The 17,236-nt window shown below is 70.8% G+C and carries 18 protein-coding genes and 1 tRNA gene; 14 read left to right on the top strand and 5 right to left on the bottom strand.

The window, feature by feature from the left end:
- Positions 1 to 122 precede the first annotated feature (122 nt).
- Together IMT31_RS05140 and IMT31_RS05135 are read left to right on the top strand one after the other, a co-directional pair.
- Positions 123 to 1,349, top strand: a complete 1,227-nt coding sequence (locus IMT31_RS05140; protein ID WP_413543993.1) for a PspC domain-containing protein — start codon at positions 123 to 125, stop codon at positions 1,347 to 1,349.
- Positions 1,346 to 2,038 (top strand): response regulator transcription factor, encoded by a 693-nt coding sequence (locus IMT31_RS05135; protein ID WP_345360622.1) that lies wholly within the window; start codon positions 1,346 to 1,348, stop codon positions 2,036 to 2,038. Before IMT31_RS05140 ends, IMT31_RS05135 begins: the two co-directional genes overlap by 4 nt.
- Here the strand turns inward: IMT31_RS05135 and IMT31_RS05130 are convergent.
- The 5 genes from IMT31_RS05130 to IMT31_RS05110 all read right to left on the bottom strand — a co-directional run bounded on the left by IMT31_RS05130 (position 2,004) and on the right by IMT31_RS05110 (position 5,969).
- Positions 2,004 to 2,639: a sulfate/molybdate ABC transporter ATP-binding protein gene (locus tag IMT31_RS05130; RefSeq protein ID WP_413543992.1), complete on the bottom strand. Its 636-nt coding sequence runs from the start codon at positions 2,637 to 2,639 to the stop codon at positions 2,004 to 2,006. The genes IMT31_RS05135 and IMT31_RS05130 overlap by 35 nt on opposite strands.
- The gene (locus IMT31_RS05125) at positions 2,636 to 3,457 is read right to left on the bottom strand and encodes an ABC transporter permease (protein ID WP_345360628.1); all 822 of its coding nucleotides are present in this window, start codon (positions 3,455 to 3,457) and stop codon (positions 2,636 to 2,638) included. The genes IMT31_RS05130 and IMT31_RS05125 overlap by 4 nt, the downstream gene beginning before the upstream one ends.
- Positions 3,435 to 4,232, bottom strand: a complete 798-nt coding sequence (gene modA, locus IMT31_RS05120; protein WP_345360631.1) for a molybdate ABC transporter substrate-binding protein — start codon at positions 4,230 to 4,232, stop codon at positions 3,435 to 3,437. Before modA ends, IMT31_RS05125 begins: the two co-directional genes overlap by 23 nt.
- Positions 4,229 to 4,621 (bottom strand): TOBE domain-containing protein, encoded by a 393-nt coding sequence (locus tag IMT31_RS05115; protein WP_413543991.1) that lies wholly within the window; start codon positions 4,619 to 4,621, stop codon positions 4,229 to 4,231. The genes modA and IMT31_RS05115 overlap by 4 nt, the downstream gene beginning before the upstream one ends.
- 133 nt (positions 4,622 to 4,754) lie before the next feature.
- Complete coding sequence (locus tag IMT31_RS05110) at positions 4,755 to 5,969, bottom strand: pyridoxal phosphate-dependent aminotransferase (protein ID WP_413543990.1); 1,215 nt, start codon at positions 5,967 to 5,969, stop codon at positions 4,755 to 4,757.
- Between the two features lie 193 nt (positions 5,970 to 6,162).
- On the opposite strand from IMT31_RS05110, the gene IMT31_RS05105 reads away from it, so the two are divergent.
- The 12 genes from IMT31_RS05105 to IMT31_RS05050 all read left to right on the top strand — a co-directional run bounded on the left by IMT31_RS05105 (position 6,163) and on the right by IMT31_RS05050 (position 17,221).
- Positions 6,163 to 6,235, top strand: a tRNA-Trp gene (locus IMT31_RS05105).
- A 72-nt stretch (positions 6,236 to 6,307) separates the two neighbouring features.
- Complete coding sequence (secE, locus tag IMT31_RS05100; protein ID WP_345360639.1) at positions 6,308 to 6,568, top strand: preprotein translocase subunit SecE; 261 nt, start codon at positions 6,308 to 6,310, stop codon at positions 6,566 to 6,568.
- Between the two features lie 98 nt (positions 6,569 to 6,666).
- Entirely contained in the window at positions 6,667 to 7,515 is an 849-nt protein-coding gene (nusG, locus tag IMT31_RS05095) for a transcription termination/antitermination protein NusG (RefSeq protein ID WP_413543989.1), read from the top strand.
- Positions 7,516 to 7,650: 135 nt separating this feature from the next.
- A complete protein-coding gene (rplK, locus tag IMT31_RS05090) occupies positions 7,651 to 8,082 on the top strand; it encodes a 50S ribosomal protein L11 (RefSeq protein WP_345360642.1) in 432 nt (143 codons plus the stop codon).
- Positions 8,083 to 8,159: 77 nt separating this feature from the next.
- Complete coding sequence (rplA, locus tag IMT31_RS05085) at positions 8,160 to 8,876, top strand: 50S ribosomal protein L1 (RefSeq protein WP_413543988.1); 717 nt, start codon at positions 8,160 to 8,162, stop codon at positions 8,874 to 8,876.
- Positions 8,877 to 8,983: 107 nt separating this feature from the next.
- Positions 8,984 to 10,156 carry an N-acetyltransferase family protein gene (locus tag IMT31_RS05080; protein WP_413543987.1) on the top strand — a complete coding sequence of 391 codons (1,173 nt, stop codon included), beginning with the start codon at positions 8,984 to 8,986 and terminating at the stop codon, positions 10,154 to 10,156.
- Positions 10,157 to 10,270: 114 nt separating this feature from the next.
- Positions 10,271 to 12,052: an FAD-dependent oxidoreductase gene (locus IMT31_RS05075; protein ID WP_413543986.1), complete on the top strand. Its 1,782-nt coding sequence runs from the start codon at positions 10,271 to 10,273 to the stop codon at positions 12,050 to 12,052.
- A 64-nt stretch (positions 12,053 to 12,116) separates the two neighbouring features.
- Positions 12,117 to 12,917, top strand: coding sequence for an IclR family transcriptional regulator (locus IMT31_RS05070; protein ID WP_413543985.1), 801 nt, complete (start codon positions 12,117 to 12,119; stop codon positions 12,915 to 12,917).
- 135 nt (positions 12,918 to 13,052) lie between these two features.
- On the top strand, positions 13,053 to 13,346 hold the full coding sequence (locus tag IMT31_RS05065; protein ID WP_345360652.1) for a YciI family protein: 294 nt from the start codon (positions 13,053 to 13,055) through the stop codon (positions 13,344 to 13,346).
- Positions 13,347 to 13,350: 4 nt separating this feature from the next.
- Positions 13,351 to 14,466 carry a zinc-binding dehydrogenase gene (locus IMT31_RS05060; RefSeq protein WP_413543984.1) on the top strand — a complete coding sequence of 372 codons (1,116 nt, stop codon included), beginning with the start codon at positions 13,351 to 13,353 and terminating at the stop codon, positions 14,464 to 14,466.
- Positions 14,463 to 16,127: an FAD-dependent oxidoreductase gene (locus tag IMT31_RS05055; RefSeq protein ID WP_413543983.1), complete on the top strand. Its 1,665-nt coding sequence runs from the start codon at positions 14,463 to 14,465 to the stop codon at positions 16,125 to 16,127. The genes IMT31_RS05060 and IMT31_RS05055 overlap by 4 nt, the downstream gene beginning before the upstream one ends.
- Positions 16,124 to 17,221, top strand: coding sequence for a Gfo/Idh/MocA family protein (locus IMT31_RS05050; RefSeq protein WP_413543982.1), 1,098 nt, complete (start codon positions 16,124 to 16,126; stop codon positions 17,219 to 17,221). The genes IMT31_RS05055 and IMT31_RS05050 overlap by 4 nt, the downstream gene beginning before the upstream one ends.
- Positions 17,222 to 17,236 lie beyond the last annotated feature (15 nt).

Below are 17,236 nucleotides of genomic sequence, written 5' to 3'. Positions count from 1 at the left end.
TTCCATCGTGGCCTCCCCTCGCTCTCCGCGGTATCCGGAATGCCCCTGAGCCGTCCCGGAGAACCCCCTGATCCGAGTCCCTCGGGGCACCCTGAGGGGCTGACGTCAGGCAGGATGGAGCCATGACCACCGTCCTGACCCGTTCCCGTGAGCACCGCGCCATCGCCGGCGTCTGTTCCGGGCTGGCCCGTCACCTCGGGCTGCCGTTGGGCTGGGTGCGGCTCGGGGTGGTGGCCCTGTCCCTGCTCAGCGGAGTGGGGTTGGTGTTCTACGCCTGGCTGTGGATCTTCGTCCCGGATGAGCGGGAGGCCGTGGTCGGCTCCGACGAGCCCGTGCGCGGGGCCCCCGAGCAGGCCCGCCCCTGGCGGCTCGGCAACCTGCCGGAGTCCCTGGGGCGCGGCTGGCAGGTGGTCCTCGGACTGGTGCTCCTGGTGCTGGCCGCCGCCCTGACACTCCAGATGGTGGCCGGAGTCCGGCTGAACTGGGCCATGCTCGGCCCGGCCGCCGTCGTCCTGCTCGGCGTGGCCCTGGTCTGGCTCCAGTTCGACACCCTGCGAGGGGGTGGCATCGAGCACAGCACCCGCCGGGTCACCTCGCTGGTGCTCGGACTGCTCCTGGTCATGGTCGGCATCCTGGCGCTCGCCGCCGGCTTCGTGGGCACCCAGGACCTGTGGCTGGGGCTCGTGGTCGCGCTGGTGATCCTGGCCGGTGTGGCCCTCGTGGCCGCCCCGTGGGGGTTGAAGCTCTGGCGGGATGCCGCCGCCAAGTCCTCAGCGCTCGCGGTCCAGACCGAACGGGCCGAGATCGCCGCCCACCTACACGACTCCGTGCTGCAGACCCTCGCCCTGATCCAGCGGAACGCGGCCGACTCCGCCACCGTCGCCCGGCTGGCGCGCGCCCAGGAGCGTGATCTGCGCCAGTACCTCTATGCCGATCCCACCCGCCCGGAGGGCAACCTGGCGGACCGCCTGCAGGACCTCGCGGCGGCGATCGAGGACAACCACGGCCAGCCCATCGAGGTCGTGACCGTCGGCACCGCCACGGGCGGATGGCTGGACCCGCTGCTGCAGGCCGCCCGCGAGGCCATGCTCAACGCCGTGCGCCATGCCGGGCCGGCGCGCGTCTATGCCGAGGTGGGGGCGGACACCGTGGACGTCTTCGTCAAGGATCGGGGCGCGGGTTTCGATCTGGAGTCCATCCCGAGGGACCGGCTCGGGATCAGGGAGTCCGTCATCGGCCGGATGGAGCGCGCCGGCGGGACAGCCGCCATCTCCACTGACGGGGATGGCACCGAAGTCCGCCTGCACCTGCCGGTGCCGAAGAACAACAGTGAAGGGCCCACACCATGACCAGCACCAGCAACACCAGCAGCATCAGCAACAACCCAGCCCGACCGGTCCGCGTGGTCATCGTGGATGACCACGCCATCTTCCGGACCGGACTGAAGGCGGACCTGGATCCGGCCGACGTCGAGGTGGTGGGCGAGGCCGGGGACGTGGAGTCCGCGATCCGCACCATCCACGCCAACGAGCCGGACGTGGTGCTGCTGGACGTGCACCTGCCCGGCGGGCGGGGCGGAGGGGGCGCCGAGGTGGCGGCCTCCTGCCAGGACCTGGCCCCGGAGGTGCGGTTCCTGGCGATCTCCGTCTCGGACTCCGCCGAGGACGTGGTGGCGGTGATCCGCGCCGGGGCCCGCGGCTACGTCACCAAGACCATCTCCGGTGCCGAGGTCTCGGGCGCGGTGCGGCGGGTGGCTGGCGGGGACGCCGTGTTCTCGCCCCGCCTGGCCGGGTTCGTCCTGGACGCCTTCGGCACCGCGGACGTGGCCGTGCGGGATGAGGAGCTGGACCTGCTCTCCGCCCGGGAGCTCGAGGTCATGCGGCTCATCGCGCGCGGCTACACCTACCGGGAGGCCGCCAAGGACCTGTTCATCTCCGTGCGGACCATCGAGACCCACGTGTCCAACGTGTTGCGCAAGCTCCAGCTCTCCAATCGCCACGAGCTCACGCGCTGGGCGGGGGAGCGGGGATTGTTGTGACGGCATCCGCCAGCGCCTCCACGTCCGCCACCTGGTGGGACACCAGCACGGTGGTGCGCCCGGCCAGCACCTGGGCCAGCAGCTCGCGGATCTGCGGGGCCGTTCCGGCGTCGAGGGCGGCGAGCGGCTCGTCCAGCAGCACCAGGTCAGGGCCCGAGGCCAGGACCCGTGCGATGGCGGTGCGCTGCGCCTGACCGCCGGACAACTGGTGCGGCCGGCGCCCGGCCAGGTGCCCCACCCCCAGTCGGTCGAGCCAGTCCCGCGCCACCTCGCGGCGCTCCGCGCGGGACACGACGCCGGCCCGGCGCAGTCCGAAGGCGACGTTCGCCTCGGCCGTGAGGTGCGGGAAGAGCAGGGGATCCTGCGCCAGGTAGCCTACGTTGCGCCGTCGTGCCGGAATCCACGCGTGTTCATCGAACAGGGTCCGCTCTCCGAGCCGGGCGTGGCCGGCCTCCGGGCGGAGCCAGCCGGCCACGGCGGAGAGCACGGTGGACTTGCCCACGCCGTTCGCTCCGCTCAGGGCGAGGGTCTCGCCCGGCGCGGCCGTGAAGGCGACGTCGACCCCGCGCTCGGGGACCACCACGTGACAGTCGAGTCTCACGCTCTCGCCCCCCGCCGGCCGTAGGCCACCGTGATGACCACGAGCGCTGCCACCACGAGGACCAGGGAGAGGGCCACGGCGGCCTCCGGGTCCGTCTCCCGCTCCAGGTAGATCTGCAGGGGCAGGGTGCGGGTGGTGCCCTGCAGGGACCCCGCGAAGGTGATGGTGGCCCCGAACTCGCCCAGGGCGCGCGCGAAGCTCAGCACCAGTCCGGACACCAGCCCGGGGACGAGCAGCGGCAGCGTCACCGTGAAGAAGGTGCGCAGCGGGGAGGCCCCGAGGGACAGGGCCGTGCGCTCATGGGCCTCGCCCCGGGTCAGCAGGGCGCCCTCGAGGGCCACCACGAGGAACGGGAGGGAGACGAAGACCTGGGCCAGGACCACGGCGGCAGAGGTGAAGGCGATCTCGATCCCCAGCACGTGCAGGTGCTCGCCGATCAGTCCGCGCCGGCCGAAGGCCTCCGTGAGGGCGATGCCGCCCACCACGGGCGGGACCACGAGCGGCAGCAGCACGAGAGAGCGGGCCAGGTTGCGGCCGGGGAACTCCACGCGCGTGAGCACCAGCGCCAACGGGGTGCCCAGCACCAGGCAGATCACGGTGGACAGGAACGCCGTGCGCAGCGAGAGGCCCAGGGCCTCCAGGGCGGACTCGGAGGTCAGCAGCTCCGGCAGGCGGGCCAGGTCCACCCCGGCCACGAGGGCGGCGAACGGCACCAGCAGGGCCACGCCGCCGAACAGGCCCACCGCGGTCAGCGCGGCGGGAGGACGGACCCGGACCGTGCGGTCGGTGCCGGCCCTACCCGGGGCGGCCGAAGCCATGACCCTCCAACAACGACTGGCCGTCCTCGGAGCCCACGTAGTCCACGAAGCTCCGGGCCAGCTCGGGCTGTCCGGAGCCGTTCTCCCCGGCGGCCCGCAGCACGGAGATCGGGTAGCGGTTCACAGCGGACTCCGCAGGGGCCAGCTCGATGGTCTCCACGGCATCCCCGGCCCCGATCGCGTCCGTGACGTAGACCAGCCCGGCGTCGGCCTCCCCGGAGGTGACCTTGCCCAGGACGTCGGTCACCTGGGACTCCTCGCTGCTCGGGGACAACTCCACGCCAGCCTCCTCGGCCACGGTGACCGTGGCGTCACCGCAGGGGACCTGGGGGGCGCAGACCACGAGCTTCACCCCGTCCGCGGCAGCGTCCTGCAGGGAGGAGAGGCCCGCGGGGTTGCCCGGCGGGGTGACCAGGGTCAGCACGTTGGTGGCGAAGGCGGCCGGCTCCCCGGACACCTCCCCGGCCTCCACCGCCGTGTCCATGGTGGCCTGGTTGGCCGCGGCGAAGACGTCCGCGGGGGCGCCGGCGGTGATCTGCTCCGCGAGGGCGGAGGAGCCGGCGACGTTGAACTCGACCTCCACTCCGGGGTGCTCCGCCTCGAAGCCGTCCGCGAGCTCCTCGAAGGCCTCGCCGAGGGAGGCCGCGGCGAAGACGGTGAGGGTGGAGCCCTCGGCGGCCGGACCGGCAGGATCCCCGCCTCCGCATCCCGTGAGGGCCAGGGCGGTGACGGCGGTGAAAGCCAGGGCCGAGCCGTACTTCAGGGAGGTTCTCACGGGGCGACCTCGCGATTGACGACCACGGTGGTCGCCTTGACCACGGCGGTGGCCGGCATGCCCGGCTCCAGACCCAGCTCGCGCGCCGCCTCGGCGCTCATGAGGGAGACCACGCGGAAGGGGCCGCACTGGAGTTCCACCTGGGCCATCACGGTGTCCATGACCACGTTGGTCACGAGCCCCGTCAAGCGGTTGCGGGCCGAGGTGGGGACGCCGTCCGCATGATCCGAGGAGTCCCGAACGAGGGCCGCCACCTCCACCCCGTCCACGGCGGCCCGGCCGGAGTCGTCCATGTGCCCGGCCAGGCGACCGGCGGACACCCACCGGCGCACGGTGTCATCACTGACACCGAGATACCGGGCGGCCTCAGAGACGCGCAGAAGAGTCATGGAGGAGACCCTAATGCACGCACCTGCGCTTCAAATACCCCTTGACGACCGCATCTGCGACCCGCGGGTCCCTCGATGTCGTTTTGAGGGCAATCCACACCCGTTGGGATCGCCCTCAAAGTAGAGGGGTGGGTCAGGAGAGGAGCTTCTGGATCCGGCCGATGCCCTCGGCCAGGTCCTCGTCCCCCAGGGCGTAGGACAGGCGCAGATAGCCGGAGGGGCCGAAGGCCTCGCCGGGCACGACGGCGACCTCGGCCTCCTCGAGGATGTGGCCCGCCAGCTCGGCCGAGGTCTGGTGTCCCCGTCCCGCCGCGTCGCCCAGCGCACCGCGGACGTCCACGTAGGCGTAGAAGGCCCCGGCCGGCGTCGGGCAGGAGAATCCGGGCACCTCGTTGAGACCGGCCACCATGGCCTTCCGCCGCCGGTCAAAGGCCGTCTTCATCTGATCCACGGCGTCCAGCGGGCCCGAGACGGCGGCCAGCGCCGCACGCTGGGAGACGTTGGCGACGTTCGAGGTGGCATGCGACTGCAGGTTGGTGGCGGCCTTGATGATGTCCACGGGGCCCGCCATCCAACCGACGCGCCAACCGGTCATTGCGTAGGTCTTGGCCACGCCGTTGAGCACGATCACCTGGTCGGCGAGCTCGGGAACCGCCGTGGCGATGGAGGTGAAGGGCACGCCGTCATAGGTGAGGTGCTCGTAGATCTCGTCCGTGACCACCCAGAGACCGCGATCGTGGGCCCAACGGCCGATGGCGGCGGTCTCCTCAGGGGTGTAGACGGCACCGGTCGGGTTGGAGGGAGAGACGAAGGAGAGCACCTTGGTGCGTTCCGTCACCGCCGCGTCCAGCTGCTCCACGGTGACCTTGTAGCCCTGTTCCGGTCCCGCGAAGACGTCCACGGGGACCCCGCCGGCCAACCGGATCGACTCGGGGTAGGTGGTCCAGTACGGGGCGGGGACGATGACCTCGTCGCCCGGGTCCAACAGGGCGGCGAAGGTGTTGTAGACCGCCTGCTTGCCGCCGTTGGTCACCAGCACCTGCGCCGGCTCGATCTCGAAGCCCGAGTCCCGCAGGGTCTTCTCGGCGATCGCCTGACGCAGCTCCGGCAGCCCGGCTGCGGGGGAGTAGCGGTGGTTCTTCGGATCCCGGGCGGCCTCGACCGCGGCCTCGACGATGTAGTCCGGGGTGGGGAAGTCCGGCTCGCCGGCGCCGAAGCCGATCACGGGGCGCCCGGCAGCCTTGAGCGCCTTCGCCTTCGCGTCGACGGCGAGGGTGGCGGACTCGGCGATCGAGCCGATGCGCTGGGAGACGCGGCTGCGGGGCTGGGATGACGGTGTGTTCGGCATGGGGTCCTTCCGGCGGGTGGATTCCGGGCGTCGATGACTTCCAGCCTAGTGGAGCGGGGCGGTCTGAGGGGCGGCAGGATCCGGCCGGTTCGACTCACTGCCTGCGATGACGTAAAGTTGTTCCCCGGTGTTGAAAAGCATCATGCTGGGCCGTGCCATGGCATGTCCCGTGGATGATGACAGTTCGGCCCCTAGGGTAGTGGCGCAATTGGTAGCGCAGCGGTCTCCAAAACCGCAGGTTGCAGGTTCGAGTCCTGTCTACCCTGCGCAGGGCGGTCCCGGTGATCCGGGGTCGCCCGGCAGGACAGTTTCAGTGTCGATCAAGCAAGTGAGGCCACGTGACCGAGGCAGCTGCGAACAGCACGGGGGACCAGTCCCCTGAGTCGCCGCGGAAGCGAGGCTTCTTCGGCCGCATCGCTCTGTTCCTGCGCCAGGTGGTGGACGAGCTCAAGAAGGTGGTCACCCCCACCCGCGAGGAGCTGGTGAAGCTCACGGGCGTCGTGCTCGTCTTCGTGATCTTCATGATCTTGCTGGTCACCCTGCTGGACTTCGTGTTCGGCTCGGGCGCCTCCTTCGTCTTCGGTGACGGCAGCGTCTGATCCGCAGGTGGGTCTGCGCAGGGGGCGCACCACACCCGTCCCGCCGGAGGAGAAGCCCTGCCGGAAGTACGTTGAACGCGTGAAGAAAGCAGGAACCAGTGTCCGAGCAGGAACTCGAACCGCAGGCTGACGCACTCGCCGAGGCCGATGCCCTCGAAGAGGAGCAGTCCCAGCCGTCGCAGGACCCTCAGACCGCTGAGGACGCCGCCGTGGCCGGCGAGGCAGTGGAGCCTGACTCCGAGGCCGAGGTGGAGACCGAGACCGAGGTGGGATCCGAGGCTGCGCCGGAGGCGGAGCCAGCTGCGGAGGCCCAGCCTGAGGTGGATCCCGCCGAGGAACTCCGCACCCGGCTGCGCCGTCAGCCTGGCGACTGGTACGTCATCCACACGTACGCCGGCTATGAGAAGCGCGTGAAGACCAACCTCGAGACGCGTATCCAGACCCAGGAGATGGAGGACTACATCTATGAGATCGAAGTCCCCATGGAAGAGGTCGTGGAGATCCGCAACACCACGCGCAAGCTCGTCAACCGGGTGCGCATCCCCGGTTACGTGCTCGTGCGGATGGACCTGACCGAAGCCTCCTGGGGTGTGGTCCGCCACACCCCCGGTGTGACCGGCTTCGTGGGCAATGCTCACGACCCGTTCCCGCTGTCCCTGGATGAGGTGCACTCCATGCTGGCCCCCTCGGTCCTGCAGGAGGCCACCAAGTCGGCCGAGGCCGAGGGCCGTCCGGCCCCGTCCGGTGCCGAGACCGGCGCCCCGGCGATCGAGGTCGACTTCGAGGTCGGCGAGTCGGTCACCGTCAACGACGGTCCGTTCGAGACGCTGCCGGCCACCATCTCCGAGGTCAAGGTCGAATCCCAGCAGCTCGTGGTCCTGGTGACCATCTTCGAGCGGGAGACCCCGGTCACCCTGTCCTTCAACCAGGTCACCAAGATCCGGTAGAGGACCCACACTCTTCGCCGCCGCTCGGTTGCTTTGCCGGGCGGAGGGCGGACCGGCCACCGCGCCACGGTGGCCACCAGCTCCGGATCACGCTCCTGTGCTCCGGGGAACACGCAACAGAAGAAGGACCCGATAATGGCCCCCAAGAAGAAGGTCGCAGGCCTGATCAAGCTGCAGATCCAGGCAGGAGCCGCCAACCCGGCCCCGCCGATCGGCCCTGCGCTCGGTCAGCACGGCGTGAACATCATGGAGTTCTGCAAGGCGTACAACGCCGCGACGGAATCCCAGCGTGGCAACGTCGTCCCGGTCGAGATCACCGTGTACGAAGACCGTTCGTTCACCTTCATCACCAAGACCCCTCCGGCCGCCGAGCTGATCAAGAAGGCCGCCAAGGTCTCCAAGGGCTCCTCCACCCCGCACACGGACAAGGTCGGCAAGCTGACCCAGGCCCAGTGCGAGGAGATCGCCCAGACCAAGATGGAAGACCTCAACGCCAACGATCTCGAGGCTGCTGCCAAGATCATCGCCGGCACCGCCCGCTCCATGGGCATCACCGTCGACGGCTGACGGAACCACCACTCGAACACCCAGTGGCAGGGTCGCGCGCGACCCGCAGACCACGACTGCATAAGGAGAAAACGCAGATGGCACAGCGCAGCAAAGCATACAAGGCGGCCCAGGAGAAGATCGGCGAGGACGTCTACGGCCCCGTCGAGGCCATCGCCTTGGCCAAGGACACCAACCCGTCCAAGTCGGACGCCACCGTGGAGGTCGCCTTCCGCCTGAGCGTCGACCCGCGCAAGGCGGACCAGATGGTGCGCGGCACCGTCAACCTGCCCAACGGCACCGGTAAGACCGCCCGCGTGGTCGTCTTCGCCACCGGTGACCGGGCCGTGGCCGCCGAGGCGGCAGGCGCCGACTTCGTCGGTGCCGATGACCTGATCGCCAAGGTCCAGGGCGGCTGGACCGGCTTCGACGCCGCCGTGGCGTCCCCGGACATGATGGGCAAGGTCGGCCGCCTGGGCAAGATCCTCGGCCCGCGCAACCTCATGCCGAACCCGAAGACCGGCACGGTGACCCCGGACGTGGCCAAGGCCGTCACCGACATCAAGGGTGGCAAGATCGACTTCCGCGTCGACAAGCACGCCAACCTGCACTTCATCATCGGCAAGACCAGCTTCGAGGCCGAGAAGCTGGCCGAGAACTACGCCGCCGCCCTGGAGGAGGTGCTGCGCCTGAAGCCGTCCGCGTCCAAGGGCCGGTACATCTCCAAGGCCACCATCTCCACGACCTTCGGCCCCGGCATCAAGGTGGACCCGAACGTGGTCAAGATCGAGGCGGCTGCCGAGGCCCAGGCCTGACCTGAGCATCCGGGCCCCTGGGCCCGTCGATGAGATCCGAGGCCGGAACCAGCGAGTATTCGCCGGTTCCGGCCTCGAGTCGTTAACGGCGGGGGTTTAATGGACCCATGAACATCGCATGGCTCCAGCTGCCTGACGCCCTCGACCAGGCACGATTGCCGATGCCCCCGGCCACCGCCGACTTCCTGCAGGTGGCCCAGCTGGCCAACCTCGTGACGTCCCTGTTCTGGGGGACCAATGACTTCTACGTCTCGCCGGAGAACCAGCTGGCCGGCGCCACGGCCCGCCAGGACATGCGCACACACCACGCAGTGGCCCGCGTGGCGGATCGGATCATCGGCTATGCAGCCCTGAGCCTGCCGTTCGAGCCCACTGCTGACCCCACGGCCCAGCCGCGCACCGCCGAGGTGCGGGTGGTGGTGCACCCCGATTTCCGCCGCCAGGGGGTCGGTTCCGCGCTGTTGCAGGAGGCCGAGGCGGAGGCGGCACGCCGGGGACGCTCTGTCCTGCAGTCCTGGACGGACAATGCGCTGCTGGATCCGGCCGCCGTGGGGTCCGGCCCGGTCTTCGTCACCGGGACCTCGTTGCAGACCGGCCTGACGCCGGTGGTCAGGCCGGAGAACAAGCCCGACGACGGCCCAGTCACCGTGCGCCGACAGGCTCCGGACGCGCGGTTCGCCGCCGCCCACGGCTACGGGCTGGCGCAGGTGGAGGTGGTCTCCGTGCTGGAGCTGCGGGGGGCGGCCGGGGCGGCGCTGCGTGCTGAGTCCGGCTCCTCCGCAGCGCAGGATCACGGCTATGAGGTGGTCGGCTGGCAGGGGTCCTGCCCGGAGGAGGATGCTGCCGACCTGGCGGAGTTGCTCGGTCGGATGGCCACAGAGGCCCCGGCCGGGGAGGTCGAGCGTGCCTCCGAGGCGTGGGACGTGGACCGGCTGCGCGCCGAGGAACGGGCGCGGGAGGGGATGGGGCTGACAGTCATCACCACGGCGGTGCGGGATCGGGCGACCGGCCGGCTCGCGGGACACTCAGACATCGAGACCTTCGCCGACCTGCCGCAGGCCGCGTATCAGGGCAACACCCTGGTCCACCCGGAGCACCGCGGGCTCGGGCTGGCGCTGCTGCTGAAGGCGGCCAACGTCTCCCGGCTGTTGCGGCATCGGCCGGAGGCGGACCGCCTGTACACCTGGAACGCCGCTGAGAACCGGGCGATCCTGCGCGCCAACGGCGAGCTCGGCTTCGTCCCGGTGGCCACTCACCCGGCCTGGCAGAAGCCCCTCTGATTCCCGTTCAACGGGAAGCCGGGGGTCAAGCACTCGACCCGTGCGCCACGATGGTCCGTGAGCCGCGTCACGGACGCGGTGGAATCATGCCGCAACACAGAACCAGGTGGGTCGATGTCCGAGAATCCAGCCGCACAACCGATCTCCGCGCCGGAGGAGTCCCCGAGCCTGCCATGGGACCGCGAGGTGGATCTCCTGGTGCTCGGCTCCGGGGCAGCGGGGCTCGCCGCCGCACTGACCGGAGCCCAGGAGGGCCTGGACGTGCTGGTGCTGGAGAAGACCGAGTACATCGGGGGCACCACGGCCTACTCCGCCGGAACCTGCTGGATCCCGGACAACCACTTCCAGCGGGCCGAGGGGAACACCGACGACGCTGCGCGGGCCGAGCGCTACCTCGACCGGCTGGTGGGGGAGAAGTCAGACAAGGCCCTGCGGCAGGCCTACCTGGACAATGGCCCCCGGATGCTGGAGTACATGGCGGATGCGGGGGTGACCTTCCGGCCCTCCCCGGCCGTGGTGGACTACCACTCCGAGCTGCCGGAGACCGGTCAGACCGGCCGCGCCCTGGAGCCTGAGCCGTTCGACGGCCGCGCGCTCGGGCGGGACCGCTTCCGGCACGTGCGCCCGCCCGTGCCCGAGTTCGCCCTGATGGGCGGCACCATGATGCTCCGCCGCGCCGAGGTGACCACCCTGCTGGGGCTGTTCTCCAAGAAGCCCGGCAAGACCGTCAAGGCCGGTGCCACGGCCCTGGGCCTCGGGGTGCGCTGGGCCCTGGACATGGTCCGGAACCCCCGGGGCACCCGTCTGGTCATGGGCAACGCCCTGACGGCCCGCATGTACCACGGGCTGCTCCAACGCGGTGGCGAGGTGTGGCGCAACGCCTACACCACCGAGCTGATTCGCGAGGGTGTGGCAGAGGACGCCCGAGTGACGGGTGCCGTCGCGGGCCACGGTGGGCGCGAGTTGCGCATCCGCGCCCGGCGTGGCGTGGTGCTTGCCGCCGGCGGCTTCCCGCAGAGCCCCGAGCTGCGCGAGAAGTACCTGCCCGAGCCCACTGCCCAGTTCTCCCGCGCCGGCGAGGGCTCGACCGGTGACTCGCTCCGGCTCAGCCAGGCCGTGGGCGGTTCCGCCGGGAATGAAAACGGCGAGAACGCCCTGTGGTTTCCCTCATCGATCGGCACCCGGGCAGACGGCTCCACAGCGGTCTTCCCGCATATCTGGGACCGTGCCAAGCCCGGGCTGATGGCCGTCAACGCCGCCGGGCGGCGGTTCACGGACGAATCCCAGTCCTACCACCGCTTCGTGCGGGCCATGTACGCCTCCCACCAGAGCGTGCCGACCGTCCCGGCCTGGTTGATCGTGGACTCCCGTTCCCTGGCGAAGTACGGGCTGGGCATGATCACCATGCCGCACCTGCCGGCGGCTGCGCTACAGAAGTACGTCGACTCCGGCTACCTGTACCGCGGCTCCTCCCTGCGGGAGCTCGCCGGGCAGATCGGTGTGGACGCGGCCGGGCTGGAGGAGACCGTGCGGCGCTACAACGGCTTCGCCGAGAGCGGGGTGGACGAGGACTTCCACAAGGGCGAGCTGATGTTCGGCCGCGTGGCCGGGGATCCGGAGCACGGGCCGAACCCGAATCTCGGGCCCGTCGAGCGGGCGCCCTTCTATGCCATGGCCGTGGTGCCGACCCCGCTGGCGACCGCCTATGGGATCCGGATCAACGGGCAGGCCCAGGTGGTGGATGCCGCGGGCCGGGAGATCGAGGGGCTCTACGCGGCGGGCAACGACGCCGCCTCCGTCATGGGCAGCGAGTATCCCGGCGCCGGGACCCAGGTGGGTTCCGGGATGACCTTCGGGTGGTTGGCCGCGTGCCACGCGGCGGGCACCTCCGGCTGAGGCGGGTCGTTCCCGGGCCCGGACCCGGACGAGCGACGGGAGGGCCACCACCTACGATGGGTGGATGGCCAATTCGCGCTCGGGGGAATCGCTCATCCAGCGGCTGGTCCGGGTACTCCATGCCTTCGACTCCGACCACCCCGAGCTGACCGCCACCGAACTGGCAGACCGTGCAGAGCTGTCCTCCTCCACCGCCCACCGGCTGGCCGCGGACATGGCCGAGGAGGGCCTGCTGCGCCGCACCCCCGGAGGCGGGTTCCGGATCGGGCTCGTGCTCTGGGAACTGGGCCAGCGCAGCTCCTCCTACCAGGAGTTCGGCCAGGCGGCCCTGCCCTTCATGGAGGCAGTCCATGTCACGCAGCGCCAGAACACCTCACTGGCCATCCTGGATGACCAGGAACACACCATCATCTACCTGGAGCGGCTCATCAGCCGGGACGTGCCGACGGACCTGACCAAGGTCGCCGGCCGCCTGCCGGTGCTCTCGACGGCGGCAGGGCTGGCCATCCTGGCCTTCTCGCCCCGGTCCCTCCAGGACCGCTACCTCTGCGAGCCCTGGGATCCCATCACCCGAGACTCCGGGGTCACCGAGTCCGGGCTACGCCGCCGGCTGGCTCAGACGCGGACAGATGGCTACGTGCACCTGCGCGGGGTGGCGGTGGCTGGCTCCTCCGGCACGGCCGCCCCCGTGTTCGGCACCGGCGGCAAGGTGCTCGGTGCCCTCTCGATCGTGGCCCCGGTGGACCAGGTCAACCTGCAGGTCCAGGCCCCCACCCTGTTGGCCGCCGCCCGGGGCCTGTCCCGTCAGATGGGGTTCCGGCGGATGATCGGCGTCCAGGCATTCCATTCCGAGCCGGAGGGCTGAGCCGGATCCATCGCGGGACGCGGCTCGAGTTCCCGTTCAACGGGAACGTGGGCGAGTTCTCCAGTCCAGCTGACGCACGATGGGGAGTCATGCCGGTCACATGACCGTGCGATCCCAACGTTCAGGAGCGAACCCATGGCTGCCTACGCCGTCACCTACGCCTACGTCCCCGAGACCGAGGAGATGACCCAGACCCGGCCCTCCCACGTCGAGTTCCTCCAGGGCCTCCACGAGCAGGGCACCCTGCTCGTCTCCGGTCGCCTGACCGAGGCCGACCCGCTGGGCGCGCTGCTCATCATCACGGGAGACTCCGTGGACGAGGTCTCCGAGATCATGGACGGCGACCCCTTCCACCAGGGCGGTTTCATCGCAGAGCGCACCGTGCGCCGTTGGAACATCGCCTTCGGTTCCATCGAGGGTGCCGAGTAGTCAGATGAGCCCGACCACCCCCTCAACCACCCCCTCGACGGCCACCGCCGCCGTCACCTCGAGTCGGCGCACCATCGAGTACCGCGGCGTCCCCGCACCGGCCCCGGCACCCGGCACCGCCGTGGTCCGGATGGCCTCCGTGACCCTCTGCGGCACGGATGCTCACATCTGGGATGACGACTACGCCACGGACCTGCCGATCATCCAGGGCCATGAGGCCGCGGGGACCATCGCCGCGTTGGATGCCGCCGACGCCACGGGGGCCGGCGGTGGCTGGGCCGTGGGGGACCGGGTGGCGATCTCGCCGATGGTCTACTGCGGAACGTGCCATGCGTGCTCGATCGGGCGTGTCAACGCCTGTCGTCACATGAGCGTCTACGGCTGTTACGAGGACGGCTCGCTCGTCACCGAGCAGGCCGTACCGCTGCAGAAGCTGTACCGCATTCCCGAGTCGCTGTCTCTGGACCTGGCCCCGCTGCACGAGCCGCTTTCCATCGCCATGCAGGCCGTCAACCGCGGCCGTGCCACGGCGGGGGAGAGGGTCCTCGTCTCCGGCGCAGGCCCCATCGGCCTGCTCGCCACGGTCTACCTCAAGGACCTGGGCTGTGACGTCACGGTCTCGGACATGAACGCGGACCGGCTCGCGCTGGCCACGGCCATGGGCGCTGATCGCACCCTCACGGTCAGCCGGGAGGAATTCCCGACGCCGGCCCAGCAGACCGAGTTGGACGAGCTCACCGGCGGCGACGGGCCCTCCCTGGTCATCGACGCCACCGGGGCCCCGGTCTCCTTGGCCACCGGCATCGACCTCGTTGCCACCGCGGGCCGCGTGGTCTGCGTCGGCATCTCGGACCAGGAGCTGCGCCTGACCCTGCGCACGCTGCCGGTCAAGGAGATCGACCTGCTCGGCTCGCGCAACTCGCAGAACCTCAGTGGCGAGGCCCTGGAGCTGCTGGACCGCCACCAGCACACCATCGCCGGGTTGCTGACTCACCGTTTTGCGTTCGAGGACCTGGACGCCGCCTTCGAGTCCCTCGTGGACCCCTCGGCAGGCGTGGGGAAGATCGCGATCGACTTCCCCGCCGTCACCACCACCCCTGAAGGAGACACCCGGCCATGACCGAGCCCCGCCCCGCCGCAGACCGCCTCCTCCTGACCCCCGTCTCGGGGCTTGCCGACCGCTATGACCTCGTGGTCATCGGCTCCGGCTGTGCCGGGATGACCGCAGCCCTGGTGGCCCGGGGTGCCGGGGCCTCCGTCCTGGTGCTGGAGAAGGCCGACAGGCTGGGCGGGACGACGGCCGCCGGGGGCGGGGTCATGTGGGCCCCGAACAACCACCTCATGGGCGCCCGGGACTTCACGGACAGCGATGAGGACGCGGCCGCGTACGTGCGGGCGGCCACCGACGGGAGGCTCTCCGAGGAGGAGATCTCCTGGTATGTGGCCACCGCCGCAGAGGCCGTCCGCTTCCTGGACGAGAACTCCCGTGTGGACTACTCGGCCCTGTTCCGCCCGGACTACCACATGGAATGGCCGGGGGCCACGCCGGGCGGCCGCGGCCTGGACCACCGGGAGTTCGACCCCTCGGTGGTGCCCGGCCTGGCCGAGGCACTGCGCCCGCCGACGTACCTGCCGCTGATCACCATGGACGAGCGGGACCAGCTGCATGGCGCCGCGCCGGACCCCACGCTGCTCGAGGGCCGCGCGGAGCGCGGCGTGCGCACCATGGGCGGTGCGCTGGCCGGTGCCCTGACCGCCTCGGCCTGGGAGGCCGGCGTCGTGATCTCCACGTCCGCCCCCGCCACCGGGCTGCAGCGTGCGGGGGACACCTGGCGGGTGACCGTGGCCGGGGAGCGGGAGGTGACCGCGGACCGCGTGGTGATCGCCTCGGGCGGCTTCGAGTGGTCGCCCGAGCTGACCGGAACCCTGTTGAAGTTCCCCATCACCCCGATCTCCGCGCCGAGCAACACCGGTGACGGGCTGAAGCTGGGGATGGCCGTGGGCGCCTCCTTCACGGAGACCACGGACATCTGGGGCGTTCCGGTCATCACGGCCCACGGGGCCGAGTACGACGGTCGGCCCGGCGGCCGCATGGGCAACGTGGAGGCCACCCTGCCCGGCGGGATCGTGGTCAACGCGGCCGGCCGGCGCTTCGTCAACGAGGCCCTGAACTACCACGACTTCGCCCGCGTCTTCGCGAACATCGCGCCGGGCACCTCGGACCACGCCAACATCCCGGCCCACCTGGTGATGGACTCCCGCTACGTCTCCCGCTACCCGGTGGCCGGCCACCCGGTGTTCTCGGATCCGCAGGACGCACCGGAGTGGCTGGTCCGCGCGGAGACCCTCACCGGGCTCGCCGAGCTCATCGGAGTGGACGCCGCCGGTCTCGAGGAGACCGTCGCTGCCTTCAACCCGGCCGCAGCCCGCGGCGAGGACCCGGAGTTCGGCCGTGGGGCCAGCGCCCAGGATCGTCACCTGGGCGATCCGGCGAACGAGCCCCATCCGTGCCTGGCCCCCCTGACCGAGGCGCCGTTCTACGCCGTGCGCCTACACCCGGGCGTGCTGGGGACCGCGGGCGGCCTGCGCGCCGACCTGGACGGCCGCGTCCTCGGCTGGGATGGCTTGCCCCTGCCGGGCCTCTACGCCGCCGGCAACTGCTCGGCCACCGTGTTCAAGGACGCCTACCCGGGTGGCGGCGCCACCATCGGCTCGGCCATCACGCGGGCCTACGCCGCCGGTCGGCACATCGCCGCCTCCCTGGGATCGGTGACCGCATGACGGCTGCCCTGCGGATCGGCATCGCCGGCGGAGGGGCCATCTTCCGCAACCACCTGGAGGCCTACCGGGCCCTGGCGGATGCCGGGCAGGACGTCGAGGTGGTCGCCCTGTGCGACATCGACGCCGAGCGGGCCGGTCAGGTCGCTGTGGCGAACGGGATCGAGCACGCCTTCGGCTCCGCGGCCGAGATGCTGGCCTGGCGCGGCGCGGACGGCCTCGGGATCGACGTGATCTCGGTCTGCACCCCGCACCCCACCCATGAGGCCGTGGTCACCGAGGCGGCCACCGCAGGGGTGCACGTGCTGTGCGAGAAGCCCATCGCGATCGATCTCGCGGCCGCCGAGAGGATGGTCGACGTGTGCGCGAGGGCCGGCGTGAGATTCGGAGTGCTGTTCCAGCGCCGCTTCTGGCCGGCCGCCCAGCGGATTCGTGCCGCGATCGACGACGGTACCCTTGGCACCCCGATCCTCGGACACTGCTCGGTGCTGCTGCACCGCGAACCGGAGTACTACTCGGCCACCGCCTGGCGGGGCACCTGGGCCTCGGACGGCGGCGGGGTGCTCATGACCCAGGGCATCCACTACATCGACCTGCTCCAGTGGTACATGGGCGAGGTGGTGGAGGTGCACGGCCACGTGGCCACCTACGTGCACGGCGAGCACATCGAGGTGGAGGACTCCGCCGTGGCCACGCTGCGGTTCGCCTCCGGTGCACTGGCCACCCTGCATGCCTCCACCGCGGTCACTCCGTCCCTCGGCGTCCAGATCAGGGTCACCGGATCCACGGGGGCCTCGGCTCAGCTGAGTGAGTTCCCCGAGGGGACCGACGGCCGCGTGGACGTGTGGGCGGCCGGGGAGCGTGTGGCGACTGCGCCGGACGGGCCGACGTGGCCGTCCGGCCTGGAGCCCAACGTGGACCTGGCCACCATCAACGGGGCCCTGATCCCGTGGCACCGGGCGCAGGTGGCCGACTTCGTGAACGCCGTGCGCACCGGCGGCACTCCCGCCGTCACGGGGGAGGAGGCCACCACGTCCCTGCGGATCCTGCTGGCCGTCTACGAGTCCTCCCGGACCGGCCGGCCGGTCCGGTTCTGAGGTCCACATGACCGC

The organism is Citricoccus nitrophenolicus (assembly GCF_047305825.1).
In the GTDB taxonomy this organism is placed as follows: domain Bacteria; phylum Actinomycetota; class Actinomycetes; order Actinomycetales; family Micrococcaceae; genus Citricoccus; species Citricoccus nitrophenolicus.
This window is presented reverse-complemented; position numbering and strand designations above follow the sequence as displayed.